Raw genomic sequence first — 23,839 nt, forward strand, 5'->3', positions numbered from 1 at the left:
GCGTGCCGGTGCTCACGAAAGTTAATTCGCTCCGCTCCGGTACTCGTCCTTCCTAGACTGCAAAGGTTTTTCTATCACGCTGAATGAAAAACAATCTGAGCCCTTTTGATAAAGGGCTTTTTTTGTTAGGATAGAAAAAATGCGTGTAGGAAGGATCTGATGGAATGAAGGGGCTTCAGCGATTACAAAAGGGAGATAAGATCGGTATTTTTTCACCTTCCAGTCCTGCATCAGCGACCTCGCCTCTTAGGTATCAGCGGGCGAAGAAGTGGCTTGAGCAAAAAGGATTCATTGTGGTATCAGGATCATTAACAGGGAAAGAGGATCACTACCGTTCAGGGACAATTCAAGAACGAGCAGATGAGCTGAATGAACTGATGGCTAGAAAGGACTTGGCGTGCATCATGTCAATGATTGGCGGGACAAATTCAAATAGTTTGCTGCCTTATCTTGATTTTGACCTGCTGAAACAACAACCGAAAATTATGATCGGTTATTCAGATGCGACAGCGATTCTTTTAGCGGCGTACGAAAAAACGGGACTGCCTGTTTTCTACGGGCCGGCGCTTGTTCCTTCTTTTGGCGAGTTTGAACCGTTTGTCACTTATACATATCAGTCGTTTGGGGACATCCTGATGTCCCATCAAACCATACCTTATCAGATTGAAAAACCGCCTTTTTGGACAGATGAACGAATCAATTGGGAAGAAAAGACGGGTGATAAAAAGCAGCGTCCGAACGATTGGCTGTGCGTCATAGAGGGACAGGCAGAAGGCAGATTGATCGGTGGGAACTTGAATGCGATGTACGGCATTTGGGGAAGTGAGTTCATGCCAGCCATCCAAAACGGAGACATCCTTCTCATTGAAGATTGTATGAAAACCGCTTCCGTTGTAGAAAAGAACTTCTCTTTATTGAAAGTAAATGGAGTGTTTGAACGGGTATCTGGGATTCTTTTAGGAAAACATGAGCTGTTTGATGACGAAGGGACGGGCAAAGAGCCTTACGAGATTTTACTTGAGGTGCTCGGGGAGACAAAAAGACCGCTCATCGCTGATTTTGACTGTGCCCATACGCACCCGATGCTGACGATGCCAATCGGGGCACAAGTGAAAATGGATGCAGCTTCCAAACAAGTTTGGTTAACAAAAGAGTGGATATAGCAAAAGAGCAGCCCGCGGCTGCTCTTCTTTATGAAACCTTCTCTTTTTCAAATGGCTGGAGGAGGTCTTGCGCTTTTTTTCCCTCTACGACAATTAAGTAGTCAGATTCTAAATGAGTGAGCCTGAAGGTTTCAAGCTCTACGATGTTCTTAATGCTGCACATTGTTTTTTTAGAATACACATATAAACGATGCTGAGCCTGCTGGCATTTTTCATAAAGAGAAATAAGCTTATGTAAATTCAACGCTTTTGCAGCGATTCGGATTGAATAGATTTGAGACATCTTCATATCCTCCTGTTAATTACTTTCTCACAATAGCTTTGTTACCCCCATTTGCACAAAGGTAAACCTTTCTCTATGATTTCCACTCAATAGTTCCCCCGCCCGTTCGTTTATTGCCCCTTATCGCAGACAGCTCTTCGACTAGACGGAGAAGAGCCTGATCCTTTAATTTTGCTTCAATCATGAAATCTACATCACGACCATACGGTTTTAATGCTTGAAAAAGCGGTAAGACAAAGTTCATATCTACTCCATCTGCATGACTGCGTATCGCTTTTTCTGATTTAGGTGAAGACAAATGGATTTTGGGCGGAATGCCAGTGTTTGTCCAAGTATCGAACATTCTTGGCAGGATGTCATCGAGTGCGGCATCATCATCTTTATTTGCCACGTGATGATGGTAATCAAAAACAAACGGAATGTCATGCTTTTCACATACACCAAGCGTTTCCAGCGACGTATATGTTTTGTCATCGTTTTCAAGTGTCATTCTCGCCTTGATATGAGGCGGAAGCTGTTTGATATTTTCATCAAAGCGTTGAAGAGCCGATTCTTTATCGCCGTACGCCCCGCCTACATGAATGTTCATGTAGCCTTCCTTTTCGAGCTTCATCGCCTCAAGCATCTGATAATGGTATGTCATATCGATGACGGCATTTTCTGTAATCGAAGGTTTTGGGCTGGTAAACAAGGTGAATTGATTGGGGTGAAAGCTCACCCGTAATCCGTGCCGTTTCACTAACTTGCCTATTTCAAGAAATTCTTTGTGAAAAGGTGTCACGAAGTCCCAGCGCACCTCGGGATGGGTCGCGAGCGGGACGATCGAGCTTGAAAAACGGTAAAGCGGGATATCATGAGCAATGGCGAAATAAAGCGTTCTTAATGTATTCACAAGATTGGCCTTCGTTGTTCGCAATAAAGCCTCTTTTCTTTCTACTTTAGAGAGCTTGCTGTATCTAGCAAAGGTCAGCGACTTGGCAGGAGAAGCTTCCCACAAGGTGACGGCATTGGATACATAACCAAATCGATAACGCATAGGTCATCTCCTTTATAAAAAATACGAGAACATGGCGGAAACCCACTCAAGCGGCCTTGTGAAAAGCGGGCGCTTTGACAATGTTTCTTCTGTCAGGATCTCAGATACTTCCATATGCTCCCGAATTTTTTCCTCTACGTGTGCAGTAAAGGCGGGATCATCAATGGCTACATCTACTTCTTCGTTTAAAAACAAGCTGCGTTTATCAAAATTCGCAGTGCTGATCATACAGCGGCTGTGATCAATCAAAATGGCTTTAGAATGATAAAACCCTTTATAAAAACGATAAACAAGGCATCCAGAGGCAATGAGGTCCTTCAAATAATGAAAGCCAGCCTCTTTGACAAGTGGATGATCCGCTTTCATTGGAATGATGATTTCAACTGTGACGCCCCGCTTTCGTGCATCAAGCAGCGCCTTCAGAAGAGGGGCTGATGGAATAAAATAAGGCGTACAGATGATGATCTGTTTCCTCGCCTGCTGAATATCTTGGAGAAATAAAGCTTCTAAAGAAAAACCAGCAGTCGCGCGTGTTGTGCATTGTAATGTTCCCGGTTCCAATGCAGGGAAAACCTCATATTGCAGCTGATGAATGCCAGACGACCGGTACAAATCATTCAGAAACACATGCTGAAGATCTGCGACAACCTGTCCAGTCATACGCAAATGATAATCCTTCCAAATGCCAAACCGGCCTTTCTTCCCAACATATTCATCGCCTATATTAAATCCGCCAATATAGCCAATCTTCCCATCAATCACCGTGATTTTACGGTGATTTCTCATGTTTAACCGGTAAATCAAAAAAGGAAAACGAGGCTTATTTAAAAAGTAAAATTGAATGCCGCTTCTTTCTAGCATGTGAATGTCCTGTTGTTTAAACGAGTAGGAGCCTAATCGGTCGGTCAGCAAAAAGACGGAAACGCCTTGCTCCGCTTTGGCTTTCAATGCTTGTAAGACCCTTTGACCAATCTTGTCGTTCTTTACAATAAAGAACATCATATGAATAGAAGAAGAGGCTTGCTGTATATCGGTAAGCAGCTGATCGAAAAATGGTTCGCCATCATGATAAAAGGCGGCATCGCCGCTTGTTTGGTCAAAAGACCGTTCAAATGCGTGAGTAGAAAAATATTTTTTTCCCATATAAAGGTCTAACATGACAAGCAAAACGATGGCAATGAGTACGAGTAGGATGATCAATGCGATCATGAAACTTCCTCCTTTTTTGCATATTTCAATAGTGTACCCAAACGTGTAAAAAATATTGACTGAATACTCATTCATTATTTATGATAGAGGTACAACATGGAAACGGAACAAAGAGGGTTTTGGGGAATGAAAGGGGGAGCAAGATGAATAGCCTTTTAATCATCAACTTGATCGCATTTGCGGCGGTGACCGCTTACGCTGTGTATTTGTTTGTTTATCTCATTCGAACACGAGCGGCGTATATTCGTCTTGGTAAAAAAGAAGAGTTTCAACAAGACTTAAAGAAACGCTTAGAGCGTGTTTGGGTCAACGTATTTGGGCAAAAGAAGCTGTTAAAGGACAAGAAGAGCGGCATCATCCATGTTCTGTTTTTCTACGGATTTATCCTTGTACAGTTCGGAGCCCTTGATTTTATTCTGAAGGGGCTTATTCCAGACAGCGGGCTTCCTTTAGGTCCACTGTACGGCGTCTTTACGTTTTTCCAAGAGATTGTCACACTTCTCATTTTAGTGGCCGTTGTATGGGCTTTCCATAGAAGATACGTGGAGAAGCTTGTCCGTTTAAAACGAGGCTTCAAATCGGGATTAGTGCTTTTATTTATTGGCGGCTTAATGCTGACAGTCTTACTTGGGAACGGCATGAACATCATCTGGCATGGACACTCTCTATCACCGACTGAGCCAATCGCTTCTGGTATTGCTTTCTTGCTGGGCGGAATTTCACCTCTGGCGGCTGCGATTGTTTTTTATGCCGCATGGTGGGTGCATCTTCTTATTTTGCTGACATTCTTAGTATATGTTCCGCAGTCAAAGCACGCCCATCTGATTGCAGGGCCTGTGAACGTATTTGTCAGCAGATTAGACCCGCCAGGCAAGCTGCAAAAAATCGATTTTGAAGATGAGACACAAGAGACCTTCGGTGTGGGAAAAATTGAAGACTTCCGTCAGTCTCAGCTCATCGATCTTTACGCCTGTGTGGAATGCGGGCGCTGCACGAATATGTGCCCGGCAACAGGGACAGGGAAGATGCTGTCTCCGATGGATTTGATTTTAAGGTTAAGAGATCATTTAACCAATAAAGGGGCGGCTATTACATCAAAGACACCTTGGGTCCCGCAGCTTGCTTTTAAGCAGACAACAGGAAACCAGCTGGCACTGCAGGCGAGAGGAGCAGGTGCCGAAGAGTCGGCTGCCAGCTCTATATATCATCCTTCTCTTATTGGAGAGGTCATTACAGAAGAAGAAATCTGGGCATGTACGACGTGCCGAAACTGTGAAGACCAATGCCCTGTCATGAATGAACACGTTGATAAGATTATTGATATGCGCAGATATCTTGTGCTGACCGAAGGAAAAATGGACGCGGATGCACAGCGTGCCATGACAAGCATTGAGCGCCAAGGGAACCCGTGGGGATTGAACCGGAAAGAAAGAGAAAATTGGCGTGAACTAAGAGAAGATGTGCATGTGCCGACAGTGAAAGAGCTGAAAAAAGCAGATCAAAGCTTTGATTATTTATTCTGGGTTGGTTCAATGGGGGCATATGACAATCGAAGCCAAAAGATTGCGCTTGCTTTTGCAAAGCTCCTCAATGAAGCGGGAGTATCCTTTGCCATCCTAGGCAATAAAGAGAAAAACTCAGGCGATACGCCAAGAAGACTCGGAAACGAATTTTTATTCCAAGAGCTTGCTGCAAAAAACATTGAAGAATTCCAGAAAAACGGCGTCACAAAGATCGTCACGATTGATCCACACGCCTACAACTTATTTAAAAATGAATATCCAGACTTCGGACTTGAGGCAGAAGTGTATCATCATACAGAATTACTGGCAGAGTTAGTGAAAGAAGGGAAAATAACACCTGTACATGAAGTGAACGAAGTGATTACCTTCCACGACTCTTGCTACCTAGGCAGATATAACGAAGTGTACGACCCGCCAAGAGACATTTTAAAAGCGATTCCTGGTGTGACGCTGAAAGAAATGGAGCGCAACCGTGAAACTGGTATGTGCTGCGGTGCAGGTGGTGGCTTAATGTGGATGGAAGAAGAGACAGGTACCCGGATTAACACTGCACGAACGGAGCAGGCGTTACAGGTACAGCCGTCCATCATCAGCTCAGGGTGTCCTTATTGCTTAACGATGCTGGGAGATGGGACGAAGGCGAAGGAAGTAGAGGAGCAGGTAGGCACATTTGATGTCGCAGAACTTCTTGAAAAATCAGTGTTTGGTGAGGCTGGAAAGCAGGTGTCGTAAACATGACAGGCCGATGAATAGAATGTTCATCGGCTTATCCATGGCGCTGTTTCATCAGCTGCCTAAACGATATGTAAGCGGTAACAAAACGGGGAGGGGCATATATGAGTACGACGGTCATTGTATCTGGAGCAAGAACACCATTTGGAAAACTAGGCGGTGCTCTCAGTGGTTTGACTGCCGCAGAACTAGGCGGTATAGCGATCAAGGCTGCACTGGAAAGAGTTTCGGGTTCTCATGAAATAGATGAGGTCATTATGGGAAGTGTTTTACAAGGAGGGCAAGGGCAGATTCCTTCAAGGCAAGCAGCAAGATATGCTGATCTTCCTTGGTCTGTTCCAACACAAACCATCAATAAAGTCTGTGCATCAGGAATGCGCAGTGTGACCGCAGCAGATCAAATCATTCGAGCTGGAGATGCTGAGGTCATAGCGGCGGGCGGTATGGAATCCATGTCTCAAGCTCCTTATCTGCTAAAAAAAGCGCGGTGGGGCTACAAAATGGGTGATGGCGCAGTACAAGATGCGATGATCTTAGATGGGTTAACCTGTTCGTTTACAGGCGTTCATATGGGTGAGTATGGAAGTATGGCTGCAAAGGAGCTTGGCATCACGCGGGAAGAGCAGGATCTGTGGGCACTCAGAAGTCATGAACGGGCCATCGAAGCGCAAAAAAACAGCTTTTTTCAACAAGAAATCACCCCCGTCACCGTCAAAACAAAAACGGGAGAACGGCTGATCACAGAAGATGAATCTCCGCGGCGTGATACGTCATATGAACGGCTGTCAAAGCTCATGCCTGTTTTTGATCAGAAGGGCACCATCACCGCTGGAAATGCACCAGGTGTCAATGACGGTGCAAGTGCGCTTCTTTTAATGAAAGACACGTATGCTGTGCAGCATGGCGTAAAGCCAATGGCAGTCGTTGTCGGTCATGCTCAGGTTGCTGTAGAGGCGAAGGATTTCCCGAAAACACCAGCCTTTGCCATCGAGAAGCTTTTAAAGAAAACAGGAAAGCGCCTAGAGGATATCGATTTGTTTGAAATCAATGAGGCCTTTTCAGCTGTGGCTCTGGCATGTGAAAAAATAACCGGTATCGACCGGCGGAAAATGAATATCAATGGAGGGGCTGTCGCACTCGGTCATCCGATTGGGGCAAGCGGAACACGCGTGATATTGACATTGATTCATGCATTAAGACAAAGAGGCGGAGGCATTGGCATTGCAGCGATTTGCAGTGGAGGCGGTCAAGGAGATGCCATCATGATAAAGGTAGATTAAAAGGGAGGCGTTTATTGCCATGAGCACTGAAGAGACGATTATGGTCGTTGGAGCAGGTCAAATGGGATCAGGCATTGCCCAAGTGTTTGCTCAGTCAGGCTATACAGTTCTGCTCCATGATGCATCAGAAAAGCAGATTCATCGGGCCATTTCCTCCATGACCAAACAACTAACGAAACGGGCAGAAAAAGGAAAGCTAGCCCATCAGGCAGTCCGAGATATTACGCAGCGGCTTGCGGTTTCCACAGATTTAAAGGACGTACAGCAGGCTCATTTAGTCATAGAAGCCGCATCAGAACAAATGAGTGTGAAAAAACAAATCTTTGAAACACTTGATCAATTTGCAGAGGCTGAGACAATATTTGCGACAAACACGTCTTCCTTGTCGATCACAGAATTAGCAGCTGTTACGGGGAGACCGGAGCAAGTGATTGGCATGCACTTTATGAATCCTGTCCCTGTCATGAAACTCGTTGAGGTCATTCGAGCGCTGCAAACAAGTGACGACACGTATCAACTCGTTTGTGAAACAGCAAAGCATTTAAACAAAACCCCAATTGAAGTGGAAGACTTCCCAGGGTTTGTATCAAATCGTATATTGATGCCGATGATCAATGAAGCCATTTACACCCTATATGAAGGTGTGGCAGATGCAGAAAGCATTGATGGTGTCATGACACTTGGGATGAATCACCCAATGGGGCCGCTTCGTTTAGCTGATTTCATCGGACTGGATACATGTTTATTTATTATGAATACCCTTCACGAAGGACTTGGAGACAGCAAATACCGACCTTGTCCTCTTTTGAAAAAATACGTGAATGCAGGCTGGCTGGGCAAAAAGACAAAGAGAGGTTTTTACACATACCACGACCACTCATAGGGGGAGTCAAGATGGATGTTTTGCTTACGGATCAACAGCGTCTCTGGAGAGAACAGACAGCAGAATTTGCACGCCAGCGTATATTCCCTGAAGTAGAAGCGATGGAACAAGGCCGGTTTCCAAAAAGCCTTTTAAGTGAAATGGGGCGGCAAGGCTATCTAGGGATTCCAATACCAGCTTCGTATCAAGGCTTAGGAGCAGATTTTACAACGTATATCATCGCAATCCATGAATTATCGAAAGTGAGTGCGACCATCGGTGTCATTGTGTCCGTTCATACATCTGTTGTGACGATGCCTATTCTGACTTTTGGAACAAAAGAACAAAAAGAAACCTATGTCCCGCTACTTGCATCAGGAGAGAAGCTGGGAGCCTTTTGTCTGACTGAACCAAAGGCTGGATCAGATGCTTCAAGTATTCAGTTAAGAGCAGAGCGGGTGGGCGGCGATTATGTATTAAATGGAACGAAAATCTTTATCACTAACGGCGGAGAAGCAGAGCTATATCTTGTCTTTGCGGTGACCGATCCGGCTTCTGCGAGAAAAAATATATCGGCGTTCATTGTCGAGAAAGATACGCTGGGATTTACGATTGGAAAAGATGAGAAGAAGATGGGACTGCACGGTTCAAAAACAGTCACGCTTCATTTTGATGGCGTGCGGATTCCAAAAGATCAGTTGCTCGGTGCAGAAGGAGAAGGCTTTCAAATTGCCATGTCTAGCTTAAATGCAGGGAGAATCGGAATTGCGGCTCAAAGCCTTGGCATTGCAGAAGCCGCTTTAACCGAGGCAGTGACCTATTTAAAGAAGCATCCAGCAGGTCTTGAAACGACCATTCGGCTGGGCGATTTGGCGGCGAAGCTTGAGGCAGCCAAACTGCTCGTCTATCAAGCGGCTTCTTTCAAAGAGGCAAATCGTCCGGTCACAAAGGAAGCATCAATGGCAAAGCTATTTGCGTCAAAAACGGCGGTGGAGATCAGTACAGAAGCGCTCCATTTGCTAGGCATGGATGGTTATACGAATCGTTATCAAGCAGAACGTTACTTTCGTGATGCGAAAATTTGTGAAATCTATGAAGGAACAAGTGAAATTCAAAGGCTGGTCATCTGTAAACAGCTAATATGAAACGAGGTGGCTCACGATGCAGTTCCAATTAAGTGACGAACATGAAATGATTCAAAAAATGGTGAGAGACTTTGCGAAAAACGAAGTGGAGCCAACAGCAGCAGAGCGAGACGAAACAGAGACATATGATCCATCTATTTTTCGCAAAATGGCGGAGCTCGGTTTAACGGGTATCCCTTGGCCGGAAGAAGTGGGCGGAATCGGCAGTGACTATTTAGCCTACGTCATAGCAGTTGAGGAGCTTTCAAGAGTGTGCGCGTCTACAGGTGTCACCCTGTCCGCACATACATCTCTTGCTTCATGGCCAATCTATACATTCGGAACAGATGAACAAAAAGAGACTTATTTAAAGCCGCTTGCAGAAGGGCGGAAGATAGGAGCATATGCCCTCACCGAGAGCGGTTCCGGTTCAGATGCTGTCGGAATGAAGACAACGGCCGTAAAGGCAGGCAGTGAATATGTCTTGAACGGGTCGAAAATCTTTATTACAAATGGAGGCATTGCAGATTATTATATTGTGTTTGCCGTAACAGACCAAGAAGCTTCGTCTCGAAATACAACTGCTTTCATTGTAGAAAAAGAGACACCTGGTTTTTCCGTTGGCAAAAAGGAAAGCAAACTGGGCATACGCTCATCGCCAACAACGGAAATTCGATTTGAAGATTGCCGAATTCATGAAAGGAACCGGCTCGGTCAAGAAGGAGAAGGGTTCAAAATAGCCATGATGACACTCGATGGCGGCAGAAACGGCATTGCTGCACAGGCGGTAGGGATTGCTCAAGGCGCTCTTGATGCCGCGGTTGATTATGCCAAGGAGCGTAAACAATTTGGCAAACCAATCATTCAGCAGCAAGGGATCGCCTTTAAGCTGGCTGATATGGCAACAGCGATTGAAGCATCAAGGCTGCTTACTTACCAAGCGGCATGGCTCGAAACGAAAGGCCTCCCGTATGGAAAGGAATCAGCCATGTCCAAGCTCTTTGCCGGTGATACAGCGATGAAGGTGACGACAGAAGCGGTTCAAATCTTCGGCGGGTACGGCTACACAAAGGATTACCCAGTCGAACGATACATGCGTGATGCGAAAATCACTCAAATTTATGAAGGAACTCAGGAAATCCAGCGTTTGGTCATCTCAAGGAAACTGCTAGATATATAGAAATAAAGTAAAAGCCACCTCTCGCTAGGTGGCTTTTGCTTTGTATGGTTCAATCAGCTTTAAATCAGTAGCAAAATCTAAAGGTTTTTTTGTGAAGGAAAAAGGATTGTGTCAGCAGTATAAAAAGCTTTAACTTAAGAGTGACTTGTCATCGATTATTTAGAGAGTATTTAATCAATAAAAACTGGCAACAAACTTACTAAAGTATTAGGGATTAATAAAGAAATAGGTAAATGTGTATAAAAGATAATAGTTAATTTTCCCTGAATTTGAGGTGATGCCCAGTATAGGTCCAACTTACCTTTGGGGTTATGTTAAAATTGAAGAAATATAAATATGGGAGGTTATTATGAACGCTGCTACCACCTTAGGAATCGTAACCATGGTTATATGGATTCTTGTTTCCGTAGAACTTTCGAAGACTTCAAAAAAAGACAATGATCAAAAAGAAAACAGTAATAGAAAATTAATTGTATTAATGTTCGCAGGAATTGTATTGACCATAGCTGTTGTAATCTCATTATTTCAGAAACTTTAGATTAAGATAGAATATAGAAGTGTATGTTTTCATCAATTAATTTTTTAAGCATATTATAAGTGAAATTGAAGCAATCATTAATAAATAAATTCCAAAAGCGTTTTAAATTTTGCGGAAATATCGGGATTAAGCTTCATTCTAAAAGAGAATGACTTCTTCTAAAATGATGAATATTATCCAACATACATAAATTTCTTGATATAAAGAAATAGCAGAGATAGCCAGTGAGATGTTTAATACAAAACAACAAAAAATAATATTAATAACACCTCTAATTAAGTACATTATTATCAATCGAAATCGAGACAACTCAATATGAGTGTTTCGATTTTTTTGAAAGTGAGAAATTGGTTTATTTACCTAGTTGGTTCCACCCATTTAAGTTTTTTTCAACGGCTTACAGGGGGCATATATTGGTTTTGAAGAATAGTATGCTTATTGTTTTTTTGATATATTACAATTTTTAAAATATGTCAACTGTTATGTATAAACTTATGATTTGTACGATCAGGTCTCTTGAATTCAAAATAAGTTCACAGAGAATCGAAAGAGAGAGTTATTCATTGAATTTAGTTCTGCCTTTAGTAAAGATAAACATGTTTATTCGTAATATTCCGTTCATAACTTTAAGGATAAAGGTAGCTTATCATACATATAAATATAAATGCCATAATCTCTTAAGTGATGATAAATCTACCTACCTCTAAGACAAGTCAATAAAGATTTGAAACGAATTGATTTTTTGATTACTAGATATTTTGACTAGTTTTTAGAGAATCAGAGCATTTTATGTCAGTACATAAGCGCCCTGTAAAACTGGGAAATGAACATAATCCCCTATAATAAATGGTTATAATTACATCTATTTCAATTATTATTAAAAAATTTACAAAAAATGTTGAAATGTAATTTAATTCTTGCTAGACTAAAAGAGTGGTAAATAATAGAAGGAGGTCGTGTTATGACAAAAGCAACAGATTCTAAGTTTTATGCTTTATTATCGCTGCTACTTCTTGCGGTAACATTAGGAGCTTTAGTAATTGGAAATGGCTCATTAATTGCAGCAAATCTGGGTGTTAGTTCTGGAACCGCGTTTGCAATGGTTAATTTCTTAGATGCTTGGTCTTCAGTAGCAACTGTTATTACTGTCGTTGGCATGTTCACTGGTGTAGGAACAATTAGTGCAGGTGTAGCTGCTACTATTTTGGCTATCCTCAAGAAAAAAGGAAAAGCAAAAGCTGCTGCTTTTTAATCTCAAAAAAAAATCATCTCAATCTTTATTGAGATGATTTTTTTTCCAAAAGTGTTTTGATAGCAGGTGAAACGACGTTTACTAGACAATGGTAAAAACTAATTTAGCGTTTTATGCCATGCGGCTTGTAATAAAACATTAATTAGGAGGAAATTTTATGATGAAGGCAAAAAAACTTGGCTCATTCTCACTATTGTTAGTGGAAGTTACAATGGCATCTTTAGTCGCTAGAAAAGGTTCTTTGATATCAGCAAATCTAGGTCTTAGTACTGTGACTGTCTCTAGTTTGGCTGTGCTTAAAAAACAAGGAAAAGCCAAGGCTGCTGCTTTTTAACATGACTTATGTATAAAATAAATAAGCTATTTAAAATATATGATCAAAGTATAATGGGGTATCTCAATTATATTGGAATGATTCTTTTTTCTATCATTGTTATGATAGCGATGATTTTCTATCGCGATGGGGTTCCCGGCACTTATAAAAACAGTTTTATTTTTATTTCAATATACATTGTAGCTACAGCTAATATTAATCGCTGTGTATTACCGTATAAAAGACAGCAGCCAGGCTTGGTCTTTATCTCTAAACAATTGTTGTTGAAACATTTATTCTTTACGATTAAAAAAGGGTATTCAGTTCAATTACTTTTCGCTTGTTTCATCGCTTTAACTTTTTTGTTAGTAGAAAAACAATATTTCATTATGATACTAGCTCTTATTGTCGTGATGCTGTCCTTTGCATCTCAATTATTGTCTGGTCTATTCAATATCATAAACAGAATACTCCTTTTGTTACAATTTTGGTATATCATAACGTCCATTTTTGAAGCAGTGTTGATACTGCAAATGGTACAGTCTCTTCTTATTTACATTTACATAAGTAATTCTCATAGGATACCTTTGACATCTGGACTTTCCTTCCTAAAAAGTGCGAATAAGCAATATAGGTCTGGGAATATTATGTATTTGTTTTTTTCTTATATCATTAGTAATAAAATATTAATAATTTTAATTGGCGTCTTAGTAGCAGTACTTACTTATTTCGCCCAATCCTTTTTAACAAAAATAGAATATCTGCCTGCGCTCATTTTGGTCTATATAAACTTTATCACGATCTTAGAAATCCTAATAGGTTCGAAAAAGGAAGAAATTATGCTTGATAAGGCAAGAGTTGAGATGCTGCAAGCCTCTTTGATTGTGAGTCCGTACGAGAGGTTTAAATCCAGTACGATTTATTTACTATGTATTGTACTGACTTTTGTCAGTGTGTGTGGAATAGTCGGAGTAGTGATAAACACGTCTGATATCTCAATTATTCTTAAAAATATGTTATCGCTTCCTTTAATCATCTTTATTGGGGTCGTATATTTCAGAAAAACAGAACTATTAATCAACGATTATGAACATAAGTTATTGAAGCTGTCCTTGCCTATTTTATTACTCATATGCATTACTATTTTCACGATTACTTCATGAAAAGAGGAGGAAAATGTTACATAAAAGATTGAAATATTTTCTGTGGTATTACTCTATCTACTGTATATTGCTGATAGGTACAGGGATTTATCTTGGGAATATAGTCAACAAAGATTTATTTGAAGCAGCACCACCAACTTCGGGCCAGGAATTTATGTCTGTAGTCCTGACACATAACTTAACGAACTTTGCAATGTATTTACTGGGGTTCTTGTTGTCGCCGTTATTTCAAATAATGGATTTTGGAGGTTCGTCCTTCGTCATTACGATGGGCTTTAGAACGTTAGGAGCACAAGAAGCTTTAGGTAAACTAATTCCTCACGGGCTATTAGAATTCCCAAATATGTTGCTTTATCAAGGAATAAGCCAGTATGTACTGTTCACACTAATTTATACGAAATCAATTAAAGCTGCTTTAGGTGTTATGAAAAAAATGATTCCTTATTATCTGCTATCGTTAGTCATCCTAATAATAGCTGCTTTTATTGAAGGGTATGATTCTTTATTATTTTCTATCATTATCAATCATAGATGGTTTTATTGAAGACTCTATATGACAGAGAAGGGGATTCAAGTGGGATTAGAATTTGTAGAATGTACTAAGAAGTTCAAAAACAATATCATACTAGATAAAGTGAATTTTTCAATTTCAACAGGTCTCTTTCATTTAGTGGGGAGAAATGGTGCAGGTAAAAGCACTCTCCTTAAAATGATAGCAGGTTTAGATAAGAGATATTCTGGAGATATTGAGGCAAACAAAGAATCGACTCTTTACTTAAATGTGGATCCTATCGGCATTCACCCATTTACAATTAGAGAAAACCTAGAGATTCTGTGGAATACGTTTAAAATTGTGCCGACTAAAGAACAAATGGGTATTGTGAATGATTTTTTTGATGGTAACCTAGATGGTTCTTATAGCAGAGCATCTACGGGTATGAAAGCGAAGGTAGGGTTATCTTTATTATTCGTAAAAGATTGGAAAACCATCCTAATTGATGAAACCATGTCATCTCTAGATTCAGAGAGTATAGAGATGCTATCTGAGAGGCTAGTGAATCTTTCTATTAAAAAAATTTCAACCATCATATATGTTTCCCATAGCATGGTGAATAAACGTTTAAACGATCATTCAAGCATTGTGAGTATAGGGGATGGGAGGCTATTATGGAACAACGTCCAAGAATAACATCACTGATATCATTGGTCATTTTTATTCTGGCCAATTATTATTTCGTTACTTTTGCTATTGAGTTAAATGGCTACATTTCGAAACTAGATGATTTAAGAGCTTTGTTAGAGGATATGTCCTATGAAACGATGCTGAATCTAATTGTTGTCATTACAACAATTCTAACCACCATCAGTCTCTTAGTACAATATCTCATCTCTAAATTCTTATTAATGATCTTTCTTCCGGAGGTTAAGGGTCATTTGTTTTATGCTCTGATCCCTAAGATTATCATTATGTTTATTAATGTAATATGTATGGGGATCTTGCAAATACATAGCTTATGGCTGTATATATTCACGGCACTTATAGGAGCAATGTTGATCTTGTTCTTTTTTCAATATAAAAAAGCGAACTGGAAAGCATCGATTCTCTTTGCGGCACCATTTATTATAGATGCTTTAATTTCCCTAGGAAAAGAAATAGTCGCTGTACTGTAATGAATAATAATTAGAGGATGAACTGAATACAAGGTTATCGAAAAAAGGTTTTATAATTTCTCCATTAAAGGTACACGTCAACTTAACCCGTTGACGTGTACCTTTTTATAAAAATGGACAATCACTTCGTTCAAACGATAGCTAAATTTTATTCATTCAACAGTGCTGCCTCTAATTTCTCCAATTTTTTTATTTGGAATGAATAGAACAGCAAACAAAAAGCATGCCGTACACAAGAACCAGTCCAATTTCACGCAGGGGAAGACCAAAAGGTGCTACTCGTGAGAAAAAATCAAAAATTAACATCAATAAAGGTGGCATAAACTCCCCTAATTTGTTTATAATGAGAGGTATGGTTTGTCGTAAAAATAAGGTATAAATACTTATTATTTCACTGATAAATGGATACATACATGTAATAGAAAGGGAGTGTCTGACCTTGAGTTTGAAAGAATACTCACAGGAACAGCTCAAACAAATGTCTTTAGTTGAACTTGCTTATGAAATTTTCAGAGACAGCAAATCACCAATTACGTTTTCCGAGTTAATAGATGAAATTGTCCGTTTGCAAGGAATACAAAAATCCGATCTTGATGATCGACTTGCTCAATTTTATACAGACTTAAATATAGATGGCCGCTTTATTTCGTTAGGTGATCAGAGATGGGGACTTCGCAGCTGGTATCCAGTTGATCAAATCGAAGAAGAAGTTCAACCAGCTGTGAAAACAAAAGCGAAAAAGAAAAAAGCAAAAGCAGCTGTCGTTGAAGAAGACTTCGATGAAATTGAAGAGGAAGAAGAAATCGACGAGCTTGAAGAAGACCTTGATCTTGTTGAAGACGACGATGATCTCGACCTAGACGATGATGAAGAAATTGATGAAGATCTTGAAGACTTCGACGAAGATGATGATGAAGATGATGACGGCTTAACGGAGATTGATGAAGACGATTTAGACGATGATGAGGAAGAAAAATAACCCTCTCAAACCGGTCCTCAAAACAGGACAAAACCGTCTTGACTTTCGAGAGCGAACTATGTAGTATGTATTTTGGGCTCTCTAAAAAAGAGTACGTAAAGATACGTTCATTTACGCTCCCTTTCATTTATTTGAAAGGGAGCTTTCTTATTTTTCAAGAGATTTAGGGATACACTCTAAAAAGGATGAAGCTGTGCATGTCTAGACATGCAAGGGTAAAAAAGAGAGGAGCATACGAAATGACAAAGTATATTTTTGTAACAGGAGGAGTTGTTTCCTCACTTGGAAAAGGAATCACGGCTGCATCGTTAGGCCGCCTTCTGAAAAATAGAGGGATGGATGTCACCATTCAAAAATTCGATCCATACATCAACGTAGACCCAGGGACAATGAGTCCATACCAGCACGGTGAAGTTTTTGTCACAGATGATGGTGCTGAAACAGACCTTGATTTAGGTCACTATGAGCGTTTCATTGATATTAACTTAAATAAGTACAGCAACGTTACAACTGGTAAAATCTACTCTACTGTTCTAAAGAAAGAGCGCCGCGGTGACTACTTAGGTGGAACAGTACAGGTCATTCCCCACATTACAAATGAAATCAAGGACCGTGTGTACCGTGCCGGAAAAGAAACGGGTGCAGATGTGGTCATTACAGAAATCGGCGGAACAGTAGGAGATATCGAATCCCTTCCATTCCTTGAAGCCATTCGTCAAATGAAGAGTGACATCGGACGTGAAAACGTGATGTACATTCATTGTACCCTCGTTCCTTACATCCGTGCAGCGGGTGAATTGAAAACAAAACCAACACAGCATAGTGTGAAAGAACTTCGCAGTCTTGGTATTCAGCCAAACGTCATCGTGGTCAGAACTGAAATGCCATTGGCACAAGATATGAAGGACAAAATTGCGCTATTTTGTGATATTGATACAAAAGCTGTTATTGAATGTCAGGATGCAGACACGCTTTACTCCATTCCGCTTGATTTACAAAAACAAGGGCTGGACAAGCTAGTATGTGAACATATGAAACTTGACTGCCAAGATGCGGACATGACGGAGTGGACAGCGCTTGTTGATAAAGTGCAAAACCTTTCGAAACAAGTTACAATTGGTCTTGTAGGGAAATATGTTGAGCTGCAAGATGCCTATATTTCTGTCGTTGAATCACTTCGTCATGCTGGTTATGCATTTGATGCAGATGTTCAAATTAAATGGATCAATGCAGAAGAAGTGACAGCAGAGAATATCGCTGATTTCGTACAAGATGTTGACGGTATTATTGTTCCTGGAGGCTTCGGAGATCGCGGAGTAGAAGGGAAAATCATTGCCACACAATACGCCCGTGAAAACAAAGTGCCATTCTTTGGAATCTGCTTAGGAATGCAAGTGGCATCTATCGAATATGCGAGAAACGTATTAGGCCTTGAGGGAGCTCATTCAGCGGAAATTGATCCTGAAACAGCATTCCCAATCATTGACCTTCTTCCAGAACAGAAGGATGTAGATGATCTAGGCGGAACACTTCGTCTCGGTCTATACCCTTGTAAATTAAATGAAGACTCAAAAGCATTTGCTGCATACAATGACGAAGTGGTCTACGAACGCCACCGTCATCGCTACGAGTTTAATAACGAATACAGACAGCAAATGGAAGCAGCAGGCTTTGTCTTCTCTGGTACAAGCCCAGATGGACGTCTTGTTGAAATTATCGAGCTGAAGGATCACCCTTGGTTCCTTGCTTCTCAGTTCCACCCAGAATTCGTTTCAAGACCGACAAGACCACAGCCATTATTTAGAGATTTCGTTGGTGCCTCACTTCAAGCATCTGAATCAAAATAAAACAAAAAACTGCCGAGAATCTCACTTCTCGGCAGTTTTTTTTATTCATATTCTTCCACGATTTCTTTCACAGTAAACGATAGGGCGTGGTAGACGTATAAACAGGTCATTAAAGCAGGAAAACCAAACCTTGTTCCATCTTCAGCGGGCACAAGCGGTTTCTTGAGCTGGAAATCAATGTGGACATCACAATGCTCTTCAATCGTGGAAGGCTCCTTTAGTGCCGGCCCTACACCAACAATGGGCGTACCTTGTTCGTGCAGTTCTTTTACAAGAGATTGAATTTCCTGATCTTCTGGGTCTGAATAAAATAACAGCACCCTGTCACTTGGATGAAGTAAGCTGCGCTCCTTTTGATCGAGCGGCAGTACCTTCGCACCGGGAAACGGCTCCTTGCTTTCAGATGCCTCTAAGGCGACAGCAGCCAGCTCATTCTTCCCGTGAAAATAAACGGCATGTCCACTGACAACGGCCTGTGCAAGAAGGCGTGCACCGTCCTCAATCGCTTCAGCCTGCTTTTCTCCAATACGTGAAAAAATACCTGATAACTGGGTCGTAAAAATTTTTAACAAGACTCATTTCCTCCTTCGGTCAGATCATTTTATAATAGAATATAAAGAGAATATTAGGAAAAATGCTCAGAAAATGTCGTAAAGTAAACTATTATAATTAAAGGAAATGTGAAAATCAAACAGAATTATTTAACAACAGCTCTTTTTATGGCGAAAAATGAAAGCAATGGGGTGTAACAGATGAATGAGAAAATTTTAATTGTCGATGATCAGTACGGTATTAGAATATTATTAAATGAAGTGTTTCATAAAGAAGGCTATCAAACCTTTCAAGCTGCCAATGGACTTCAGGCATTAGATATTGTGAAAAACCATAGACCGAACCTTGTCCTGCTTGATATGAAAATTCCCGGAATGGATGGTATCGAAATTTTAAAACGGATGAAATTAATTGATGAAGACATCCGTGTCATTATTATGACAGCTTATGGTGAATTAGATATGATCCAAGAATCCAAAGAACTCGGTGCATTGACGCACTTCGCTAAGCCTTTTGATATTGATGAAATCCGAGATGCTGTCAAAGAATACCTGCCGCTTGAAACAAATGGCTAGATGGAAATGATTGAATCGAGTCATTCTGTTGCCGATTTGTCGAATAATTGGTATTCTAGAAAAGAAGAAGAAAGCGATCTGACTTTGAAAGTTTACATATGGCGAGAAATTCTGGTCATGCTAGGGTGGAGAGCTTTTTTTAGCAAGCAAATTAGCTACATAGGGAGGATTTTTCATCATGCCTTTAGTTTCAATGACAGAAATGTTGAAAGACGCAAAGGAAAAAGGTTACGCTGTTGGACAGTTTAACTTAAATAACTTAGAATTCACGCAAGCGATTTTACAAGCTGCTGAAGAAGAGAAATCTCCTGTTATCTTAGGAGTATCTGAAGGAGCAGGACGCTACATGGGCGGCTTCAAAACAGTTGTCGCAATGGTTAAAGCGTTAATCGAAGAATATAATGTAACAGTTCCTGTTGCGATTCATTTAGATCACGGTTCAAGCTTTGAATCTTGTGCAAAAGCCATTCATGCAGGATTTACTTCTGTCATGATCGATGCTTCTCACCACCCATTCGATGAGAATGTGGAAACAACTGCGAAAGTCGTTGAACTTGCACATTTCCATGGTGTGTCTGTAGAAGCTGAACTTGGAACTGTTGGTGGGCAAGAAGATGACGTCATCGCTGAGGGCGTTATTTATGCTGATCCAAAAGAGTGCCAAGAGCTTGTAGAACGCACTGGTATTGACTGCCTTGCACCTGCATTAGGTTCAGTACATGGTCCATACAAAGGTGAACCAAACCTTGGTTTCGCTGAAATGGAAGAAATCGGTAAAACAACTGGTCTTCCACTTGTTCTTCACGGCGGAACAGGTATCCCAACTGCTGACATCAAGCGTGCAATTTCACTTGGTACAGCAAAAATCAATGTAAACACTGAAAACCAAATTGCTTCTGCGAAAGCAGTACGCGAAACACTTGCTGCAAAAACAGAAGAGTATGATCCACGTAAATATCTTGGACCAGCTCGTGACGCAATTAAAGCGACTGTTATCGGCAAAATGCGCGAATTTGGTTCTTCTAACCAAGCATAATTTGATGAGAACCGAAAGCCGCCTGAGTCACAGGCGGTTTTCTCCATATCTTGAGAAAGCGCAATCAAATTTACATTTCAGACAATTTATTGATAGGAGAGTGGCACAGTTATGTTATTTTTCGTAGATACAGCAAATATTGCAGACATCAAAGAGGCGCACGAGCTTGGCATTTTAGCAGGCGTTACAACAAACCCTAGTTTAGTAGCGAAAGAAAAGGACGTATCATTCCACGACCGCCTTCGCGAAATCACTGACGTGGTATCAGGTTCTGTCAGTGCAGAAGTGATTTCCCTAAAAGCAGAGGAAATGATTGAAGAAGGAAAAGAGCTTGCTGCCATCGCACCAAATATCACGGTCAAAATTCCAATGACTACAGATGGACTTAAAGCTGTCAAAGCATTAACTGACCTTGGAATTAAAACAAACGTCACATTAATTTTTAGTGCAAACCAGGCACTTCTTGCAGCTAGAGCTGGTGCGACGTATGTCTCTCCATTCCTCGGCCGCTTAGATGACATTGGCCAAAATGGTCTTGATCTCATCAGCGAAGTGAAAACTATTTTTGATGTTCATGGATTAGATACACAAATCATTGCTGCATCCATTCGTCACCCGCAGCATGTGACAGAAGCTGCGCTTAGAGGTGCTCATATCGGCACAATGCCGCTGAAAGTCATCAAGCAGCTGACGAAACACCCATTAACGGATGCAGGCATTGAGCAATTTTTAGCAGACTGGAATAAATAAGTGATTGTGGCAGGCGGGATTGTCTCTCGTTTGCCGCAGTTTTCCTTATACACGCTAAGAATGTTTTGTGCAAAGAAGAGAACATCACAGCCTCGCAAAGCTTCGATTATTTTTCTTCCGACAAATTTCGTTTAACCTGTATTCTTTCTCTTGATATTGGCTAAATTTTGGACAAGACCTTTTAAAGCGCGACATCCACAAACAGTATAACTCCAACAGTGATCTTCTTTAAGAAGGGAGACAAATATGGAAAAGTTAAACATTGCCGGCGGTGACCCCTTGCGCGGGACCGTACATATTAGTGGTGCGAAAAATAGTGCTGTGGCACTGATTCCTGCCACGATTCTCGCTGATTCTCCAGTAACCATTGAAGGCCTTCCGCATATATCAGATATCGACACATTACGAGATCTGTTAGAAGAAATTGGCGGAAAGGTCACTTTTGAAAAAGGTGAAATGGTCGTCAATCCTGTTTCCATGATCAGTATGCCGCTTCCTAATGGAAAAGTGAAGAAACTGCGTGCATCCTATTATTTAATGGGAGCCATGCTGGGCAGATTCAAGCAGGCTGTCATCGGACTGCCAGGAGGCTGTCATTTAGGACCTAGGCCGATTGATCAGCATATCAAAGGTTTTGAAGCACTTGGAGCCGAGGTGACAAACGAGCAGGGTGCGATTTATTTGCGCGCTGAAAAATTAGTTGGAGCCCGAATTTATCTTGATGTTGTCAGTGTAGGTGCGACGATCAACATCATGCTCGCAGCCGTACTGGCTGAAGGAAAAACCGTGATTGAAAATGCTGCAAAGGAACCCGAAATTATTGATGTAGCGACACTGCTTGCAAGCATGGGAGCCAAAATCAAGGGTGCGGGTACCGATGTCATTCGAATCGAAGGTGTAGAATCTCTTCATGGCTGTAAGCATTCAATCATCCCTGACCGCATCGAAGCAGGAACATTTTTAATAGCTGGTGCAGCGATGGGAGATGAAGTTGTACTTGATAATGTGATCCCAACTCATTTAGAATCAATTACGGCGAAACTTAGAGAAATGGGGTTCACCATTGAAACGAGCAACGATCAGATGCTGATCGTTGGCAGAAACGAAGGACTCAAGCCTGTCGATATCAAAACCCTTGTGTATCCGGGCTTTCCGACTGACCTTCAGCAGCCGATGACGGCGCTGTTAACAAAAGCGAAAGGCACGAGTGTGGTCACAGATACGATCTACTCAGCCCGCTTTAAGCACATTGACGAATTGCGTCGAATGGGTGCAAACATGAAGGTCGAAGGAAGATCTGCTATTATTACCGGACAAACGCAGCTCCAAGGAGCAAAGGTCAAAGCAAGTGATCTGCGTGCAGGCGCTTGCCTTGTTGTCGCAGGGTTAATGGCAGACGGTGTGACCGAAATCACAGGGCTTGAACATATAGACAGAGGATATAGTTTGCTTGAGAAGAAGCTTGAAGGCTTGGGTGCAACCATCTGGCGTGAAAAGCTGAATGACCAAGAAATAGAAGAACTTCAAAATTCATAAGGCTTTGACTGTGAGAGGAGATTTGGACAAAAATGGAAAGAAGTTTATCGATGGAACTAGTACGGGTGACAGAAGCAGCCGCATTAAAATCTGCCCGTTGGATGGGCAGAGGATTAAAAGACGAAGCAGATGATGCTGCAACAAGTGCAATGCGTGATGTATTTGACACCATTCCAATGAAGGGAACAGTGGTCATTGGCGAGGGTGAAATGGACGAAGCACCAATGCTTTATATTGGGGAAAAGCTTGGGAACGGATATGGACCTCGCGTGGATGTCGCTGTTGATCCATTAGAAGGAACAAACATTGTGGCAAGCGGCGGCTGGAATGCCTTAGCTGTCATTGCAGTTGCAGATCATGGCAACTTGCTGAATGCACCTGATATGTACATGGATAAGATCGCAGTAGGTCCAGAAGCGGTAGGCTGCATCGACATTGAAGCGCCTGTCATTGATAATCTTCGCGCTGTTGCAAAAGCGAAAAACAAAGATATTGAAGATGTTGTTGCAACGATTTTAAACAGAGGTCGACATGAGAAAATAATTGCTGAACTGAGAGAAGCAGGAGCAAGAATTAAACTGATCGATGATGGGGACGTTGCAGGAGCCATTAATACAGCATTTGATCACACAGGTGTTGATATTCTATTTGGTTCAGGCGGAGCGCCTGAGGGTGTCCTTTCTGCTGTTGCATTAAAGGCACTTGGTGGTGAAATTCATGGTAAGCTTCTTCCTCAAAGTGAAGAAGAATTAAGACGCTGTGAGAAAATGGGGCTGGATGTTGGTAAAGTCCTAAGAATGGAAGATCTCGTAAAAGGAGATGACGCCATTTTTGCAGCGACAGGTGTAACGGACGGCGAATTACTTAAAGGTGTTCAATTCAAAGGCTCTGTTGGAACAACACATAGTGTTGTCATGCGTGCGAAATCAGGTACGGTTCGTTTCGTAGACGGCAGACACAGCTTAAAGAAAAAACCGAATCTTGTCATTCGTCCGTAATCTGAAAGCGGGTATTCATTACCCGCTTTTCATATAGGTGTCAAATATATATCATTTTCTTTTTAAAGTTGAATATTCTCTGCAAATGAGGTAAAACTAAAGAGTGCTGCGAAATTTTCTGCGAATTTACTTCTTTTAAGCTTCAACAAAGTTTAAATACTGCCGCATCATGACGATATACTCATTATCCTTCTCTATGTTGACAAAGCTCTATTTCACATTGTTCCTATCTTTCAC

The 23,839-nt window shown here is 41.3% G+C and carries 22 protein-coding genes; 18 read left to right on the plus strand and 4 right to left on the minus strand.

All coding sequences use genetic code 11. The features are described from left to right. Positions 1–164: 164 nt before the first annotated feature. Positions 165–1,163, plus strand: coding sequence for a S66 family peptidase (locus ACLGGR_RS06880; protein ID WP_410972768.1), 999 nt, complete (start codon positions 165–167; stop codon positions 1,161–1,163). Between the two features lie 28 nt (positions 1,164–1,191). On the opposite strand, the gene ACLGGR_RS06885 is transcribed toward ACLGGR_RS06880, so the two are convergent. From ACLGGR_RS06885 to cls, 3 genes are all read right to left on the minus strand, one after another. After that, on the minus strand, positions 1,192–1,446 hold the full coding sequence (locus ACLGGR_RS06885; protein WP_034281244.1) for a hypothetical protein: 255 nt from the start codon (positions 1,444–1,446) through the stop codon (positions 1,192–1,194). A 73-nt stretch (positions 1,447–1,519) separates the two neighbouring features. Next, positions 1,520–2,482 (minus strand): UV DNA damage repair endonuclease UvsE, encoded by a 963-nt coding sequence (gene uvsE, locus ACLGGR_RS06890; RefSeq protein ID WP_410972769.1) that lies wholly within the window; start codon positions 2,480–2,482, stop codon positions 1,520–1,522. 12 nt (positions 2,483–2,494) lie between these two features. Next, positions 2,495–3,691: a cardiolipin synthase gene (gene cls, locus ACLGGR_RS06895; RefSeq protein ID WP_410972770.1), complete on the minus strand. Its 1,197-nt coding sequence runs from the start codon at positions 3,689–3,691 to the stop codon at positions 2,495–2,497. Positions 3,692–3,834: 143 nt separating this feature from the next. Between cls and ACLGGR_RS06900 the strand changes: the two genes are divergently transcribed. From ACLGGR_RS06900 to pyrG, 12 genes are all read left to right on the plus strand, one after another. Continuing rightward, positions 3,835–5,946: a heterodisulfide reductase-related iron-sulfur binding cluster gene (locus tag ACLGGR_RS06900; protein ID WP_410972771.1), complete on the plus strand. Its 2,112-nt coding sequence runs from the start codon at positions 3,835–3,837 to the stop codon at positions 5,944–5,946. Between the two features lie 104 nt (positions 5,947–6,050). Then, positions 6,051–7,226: an acetyl-CoA C-acetyltransferase gene (locus ACLGGR_RS06905; protein ID WP_410972772.1), complete on the plus strand. Its 1,176-nt coding sequence runs from the start codon at positions 6,051–6,053 to the stop codon at positions 7,224–7,226. A 19-nt stretch (positions 7,227–7,245) separates the two neighbouring features. Then, a complete protein-coding gene (locus ACLGGR_RS06910; RefSeq protein ID WP_410972773.1) occupies positions 7,246–8,109 on the plus strand; it encodes a 3-hydroxybutyryl-CoA dehydrogenase in 864 nt (287 codons plus the stop codon). An 11-nt stretch (positions 8,110–8,120) separates the two neighbouring features. Beyond that, on the plus strand, positions 8,121–9,233 hold the full coding sequence (locus tag ACLGGR_RS06915; protein ID WP_410972774.1) for an acyl-CoA dehydrogenase family protein: 1,113 nt from the start codon (positions 8,121–8,123) through the stop codon (positions 9,231–9,233). Positions 9,234–9,249: 16 nt separating this feature from the next. Continuing rightward, the gene (locus ACLGGR_RS06920; RefSeq protein WP_410972775.1) at positions 9,250–10,392 is read left to right on the plus strand and encodes an acyl-CoA dehydrogenase; all 1,143 of its coding nucleotides are present in this window, start codon (positions 9,250–9,252) and stop codon (positions 10,390–10,392) included. Positions 10,393–11,891: 1,499 nt separating this feature from the next. Beyond that, positions 11,892–12,182 carry an uberolysin/carnocyclin family circular bacteriocin gene (locus ACLGGR_RS06925; RefSeq protein ID WP_075612067.1) on the plus strand — a complete coding sequence of 97 codons (291 nt, stop codon included), beginning with the start codon at positions 11,892–11,894 and terminating at the stop codon, positions 12,180–12,182. Positions 12,183–12,339: 157 nt separating this feature from the next. Then, positions 12,340–12,516, plus strand: a complete 177-nt coding sequence (locus tag ACLGGR_RS06930) for a hypothetical protein (RefSeq protein ID WP_410972776.1) — start codon at positions 12,340–12,342, stop codon at positions 12,514–12,516. A 1,155-nt stretch (positions 12,517–13,671) separates the two neighbouring features. After that, positions 13,672–14,202, plus strand: coding sequence for a stage II sporulation protein M (locus ACLGGR_RS06935; protein WP_410972777.1), 531 nt, complete (start codon positions 13,672–13,674; stop codon positions 14,200–14,202). Between the two features lie 30 nt (positions 14,203–14,232). After that, complete coding sequence (locus ACLGGR_RS06940; protein WP_410972778.1) at positions 14,233–14,847, plus strand: ATP-binding cassette domain-containing protein; 615 nt, start codon at positions 14,233–14,235, stop codon at positions 14,845–14,847. Next, positions 14,826–15,329 (plus strand): hypothetical protein, encoded by a 504-nt coding sequence (locus ACLGGR_RS06945; RefSeq protein WP_410972779.1) that lies wholly within the window; start codon positions 14,826–14,828, stop codon positions 15,327–15,329. The genes ACLGGR_RS06940 and ACLGGR_RS06945 overlap by 22 nt, the downstream gene beginning before the upstream one ends. Before the next feature lie 439 nt (positions 15,330–15,768). Continuing rightward, positions 15,769–16,308, plus strand: coding sequence for a DNA-directed RNA polymerase subunit delta (gene rpoE, locus ACLGGR_RS06950; protein ID WP_142945416.1), 540 nt, complete (start codon positions 15,769–15,771; stop codon positions 16,306–16,308). Between the two features lie 239 nt (positions 16,309–16,547). Beyond that, entirely contained in the window at positions 16,548–18,155 is a 1,608-nt protein-coding gene (gene pyrG, locus ACLGGR_RS06955) for a glutamine hydrolyzing CTP synthase (protein ID WP_034281230.1), read from the plus strand. 41 nt (positions 18,156–18,196) lie between these two features. On the opposite strand, the gene ACLGGR_RS06960 is transcribed toward pyrG, so the two are convergent. Next, positions 18,197–18,727 carry a DUF2529 domain-containing protein gene (locus ACLGGR_RS06960; RefSeq protein WP_142945415.1) on the minus strand — a complete coding sequence of 177 codons (531 nt, stop codon included), beginning with the start codon at positions 18,725–18,727 and terminating at the stop codon, positions 18,197–18,199. A gap of 180 nt (positions 18,728–18,907) precedes the next feature. Here ACLGGR_RS06960 and ACLGGR_RS06965 point away from each other — a divergent pair, with 180 nt between their 5' ends. The 5 genes from ACLGGR_RS06965 (at position 18,908) to glpX (ending at position 23,602) form a co-directional block, all read left to right on the plus strand. Further along, positions 18,908–19,282 (plus strand): response regulator, encoded by a 375-nt coding sequence (locus tag ACLGGR_RS06965; RefSeq protein ID WP_003214681.1) that lies wholly within the window; start codon positions 18,908–18,910, stop codon positions 19,280–19,282. 178 nt (positions 19,283–19,460) lie between these two features. Beyond that, complete coding sequence (locus tag ACLGGR_RS06970; RefSeq protein WP_024423748.1) at positions 19,461–20,318, plus strand: class II fructose-bisphosphate aldolase; 858 nt, start codon at positions 19,461–19,463, stop codon at positions 20,316–20,318. 111 nt (positions 20,319–20,429) lie between these two features. Beyond that, positions 20,430–21,068: a fructose-6-phosphate aldolase gene (fsa, locus tag ACLGGR_RS06975; protein WP_003215343.1), complete on the plus strand. Its 639-nt coding sequence runs from the start codon at positions 20,430–20,432 to the stop codon at positions 21,066–21,068. A gap of 246 nt (positions 21,069–21,314) precedes the next feature. Beyond that, positions 21,315–22,604, plus strand: a complete 1,290-nt coding sequence (locus tag ACLGGR_RS06980; protein WP_024423746.1) for a UDP-N-acetylglucosamine 1-carboxyvinyltransferase — start codon at positions 21,315–21,317, stop codon at positions 22,602–22,604. Positions 22,605–22,636: 32 nt separating this feature from the next. After that, positions 22,637–23,602, plus strand: a complete 966-nt coding sequence (gene glpX, locus ACLGGR_RS06985; protein ID WP_048237657.1) for a class II fructose-bisphosphatase — start codon at positions 22,637–22,639, stop codon at positions 23,600–23,602. The last annotated feature ends 237 nt before the right edge of the window (positions 23,603–23,839 follow it).

The sequence above is a fragment of the Bacillus sp. BD48 genome (assembly GCF_046566805.1).
GTDB classification, from domain to species: Bacteria; Bacillota; Bacilli; order Bacillales; family Bacillaceae; genus Bacillus; species Bacillus safensis.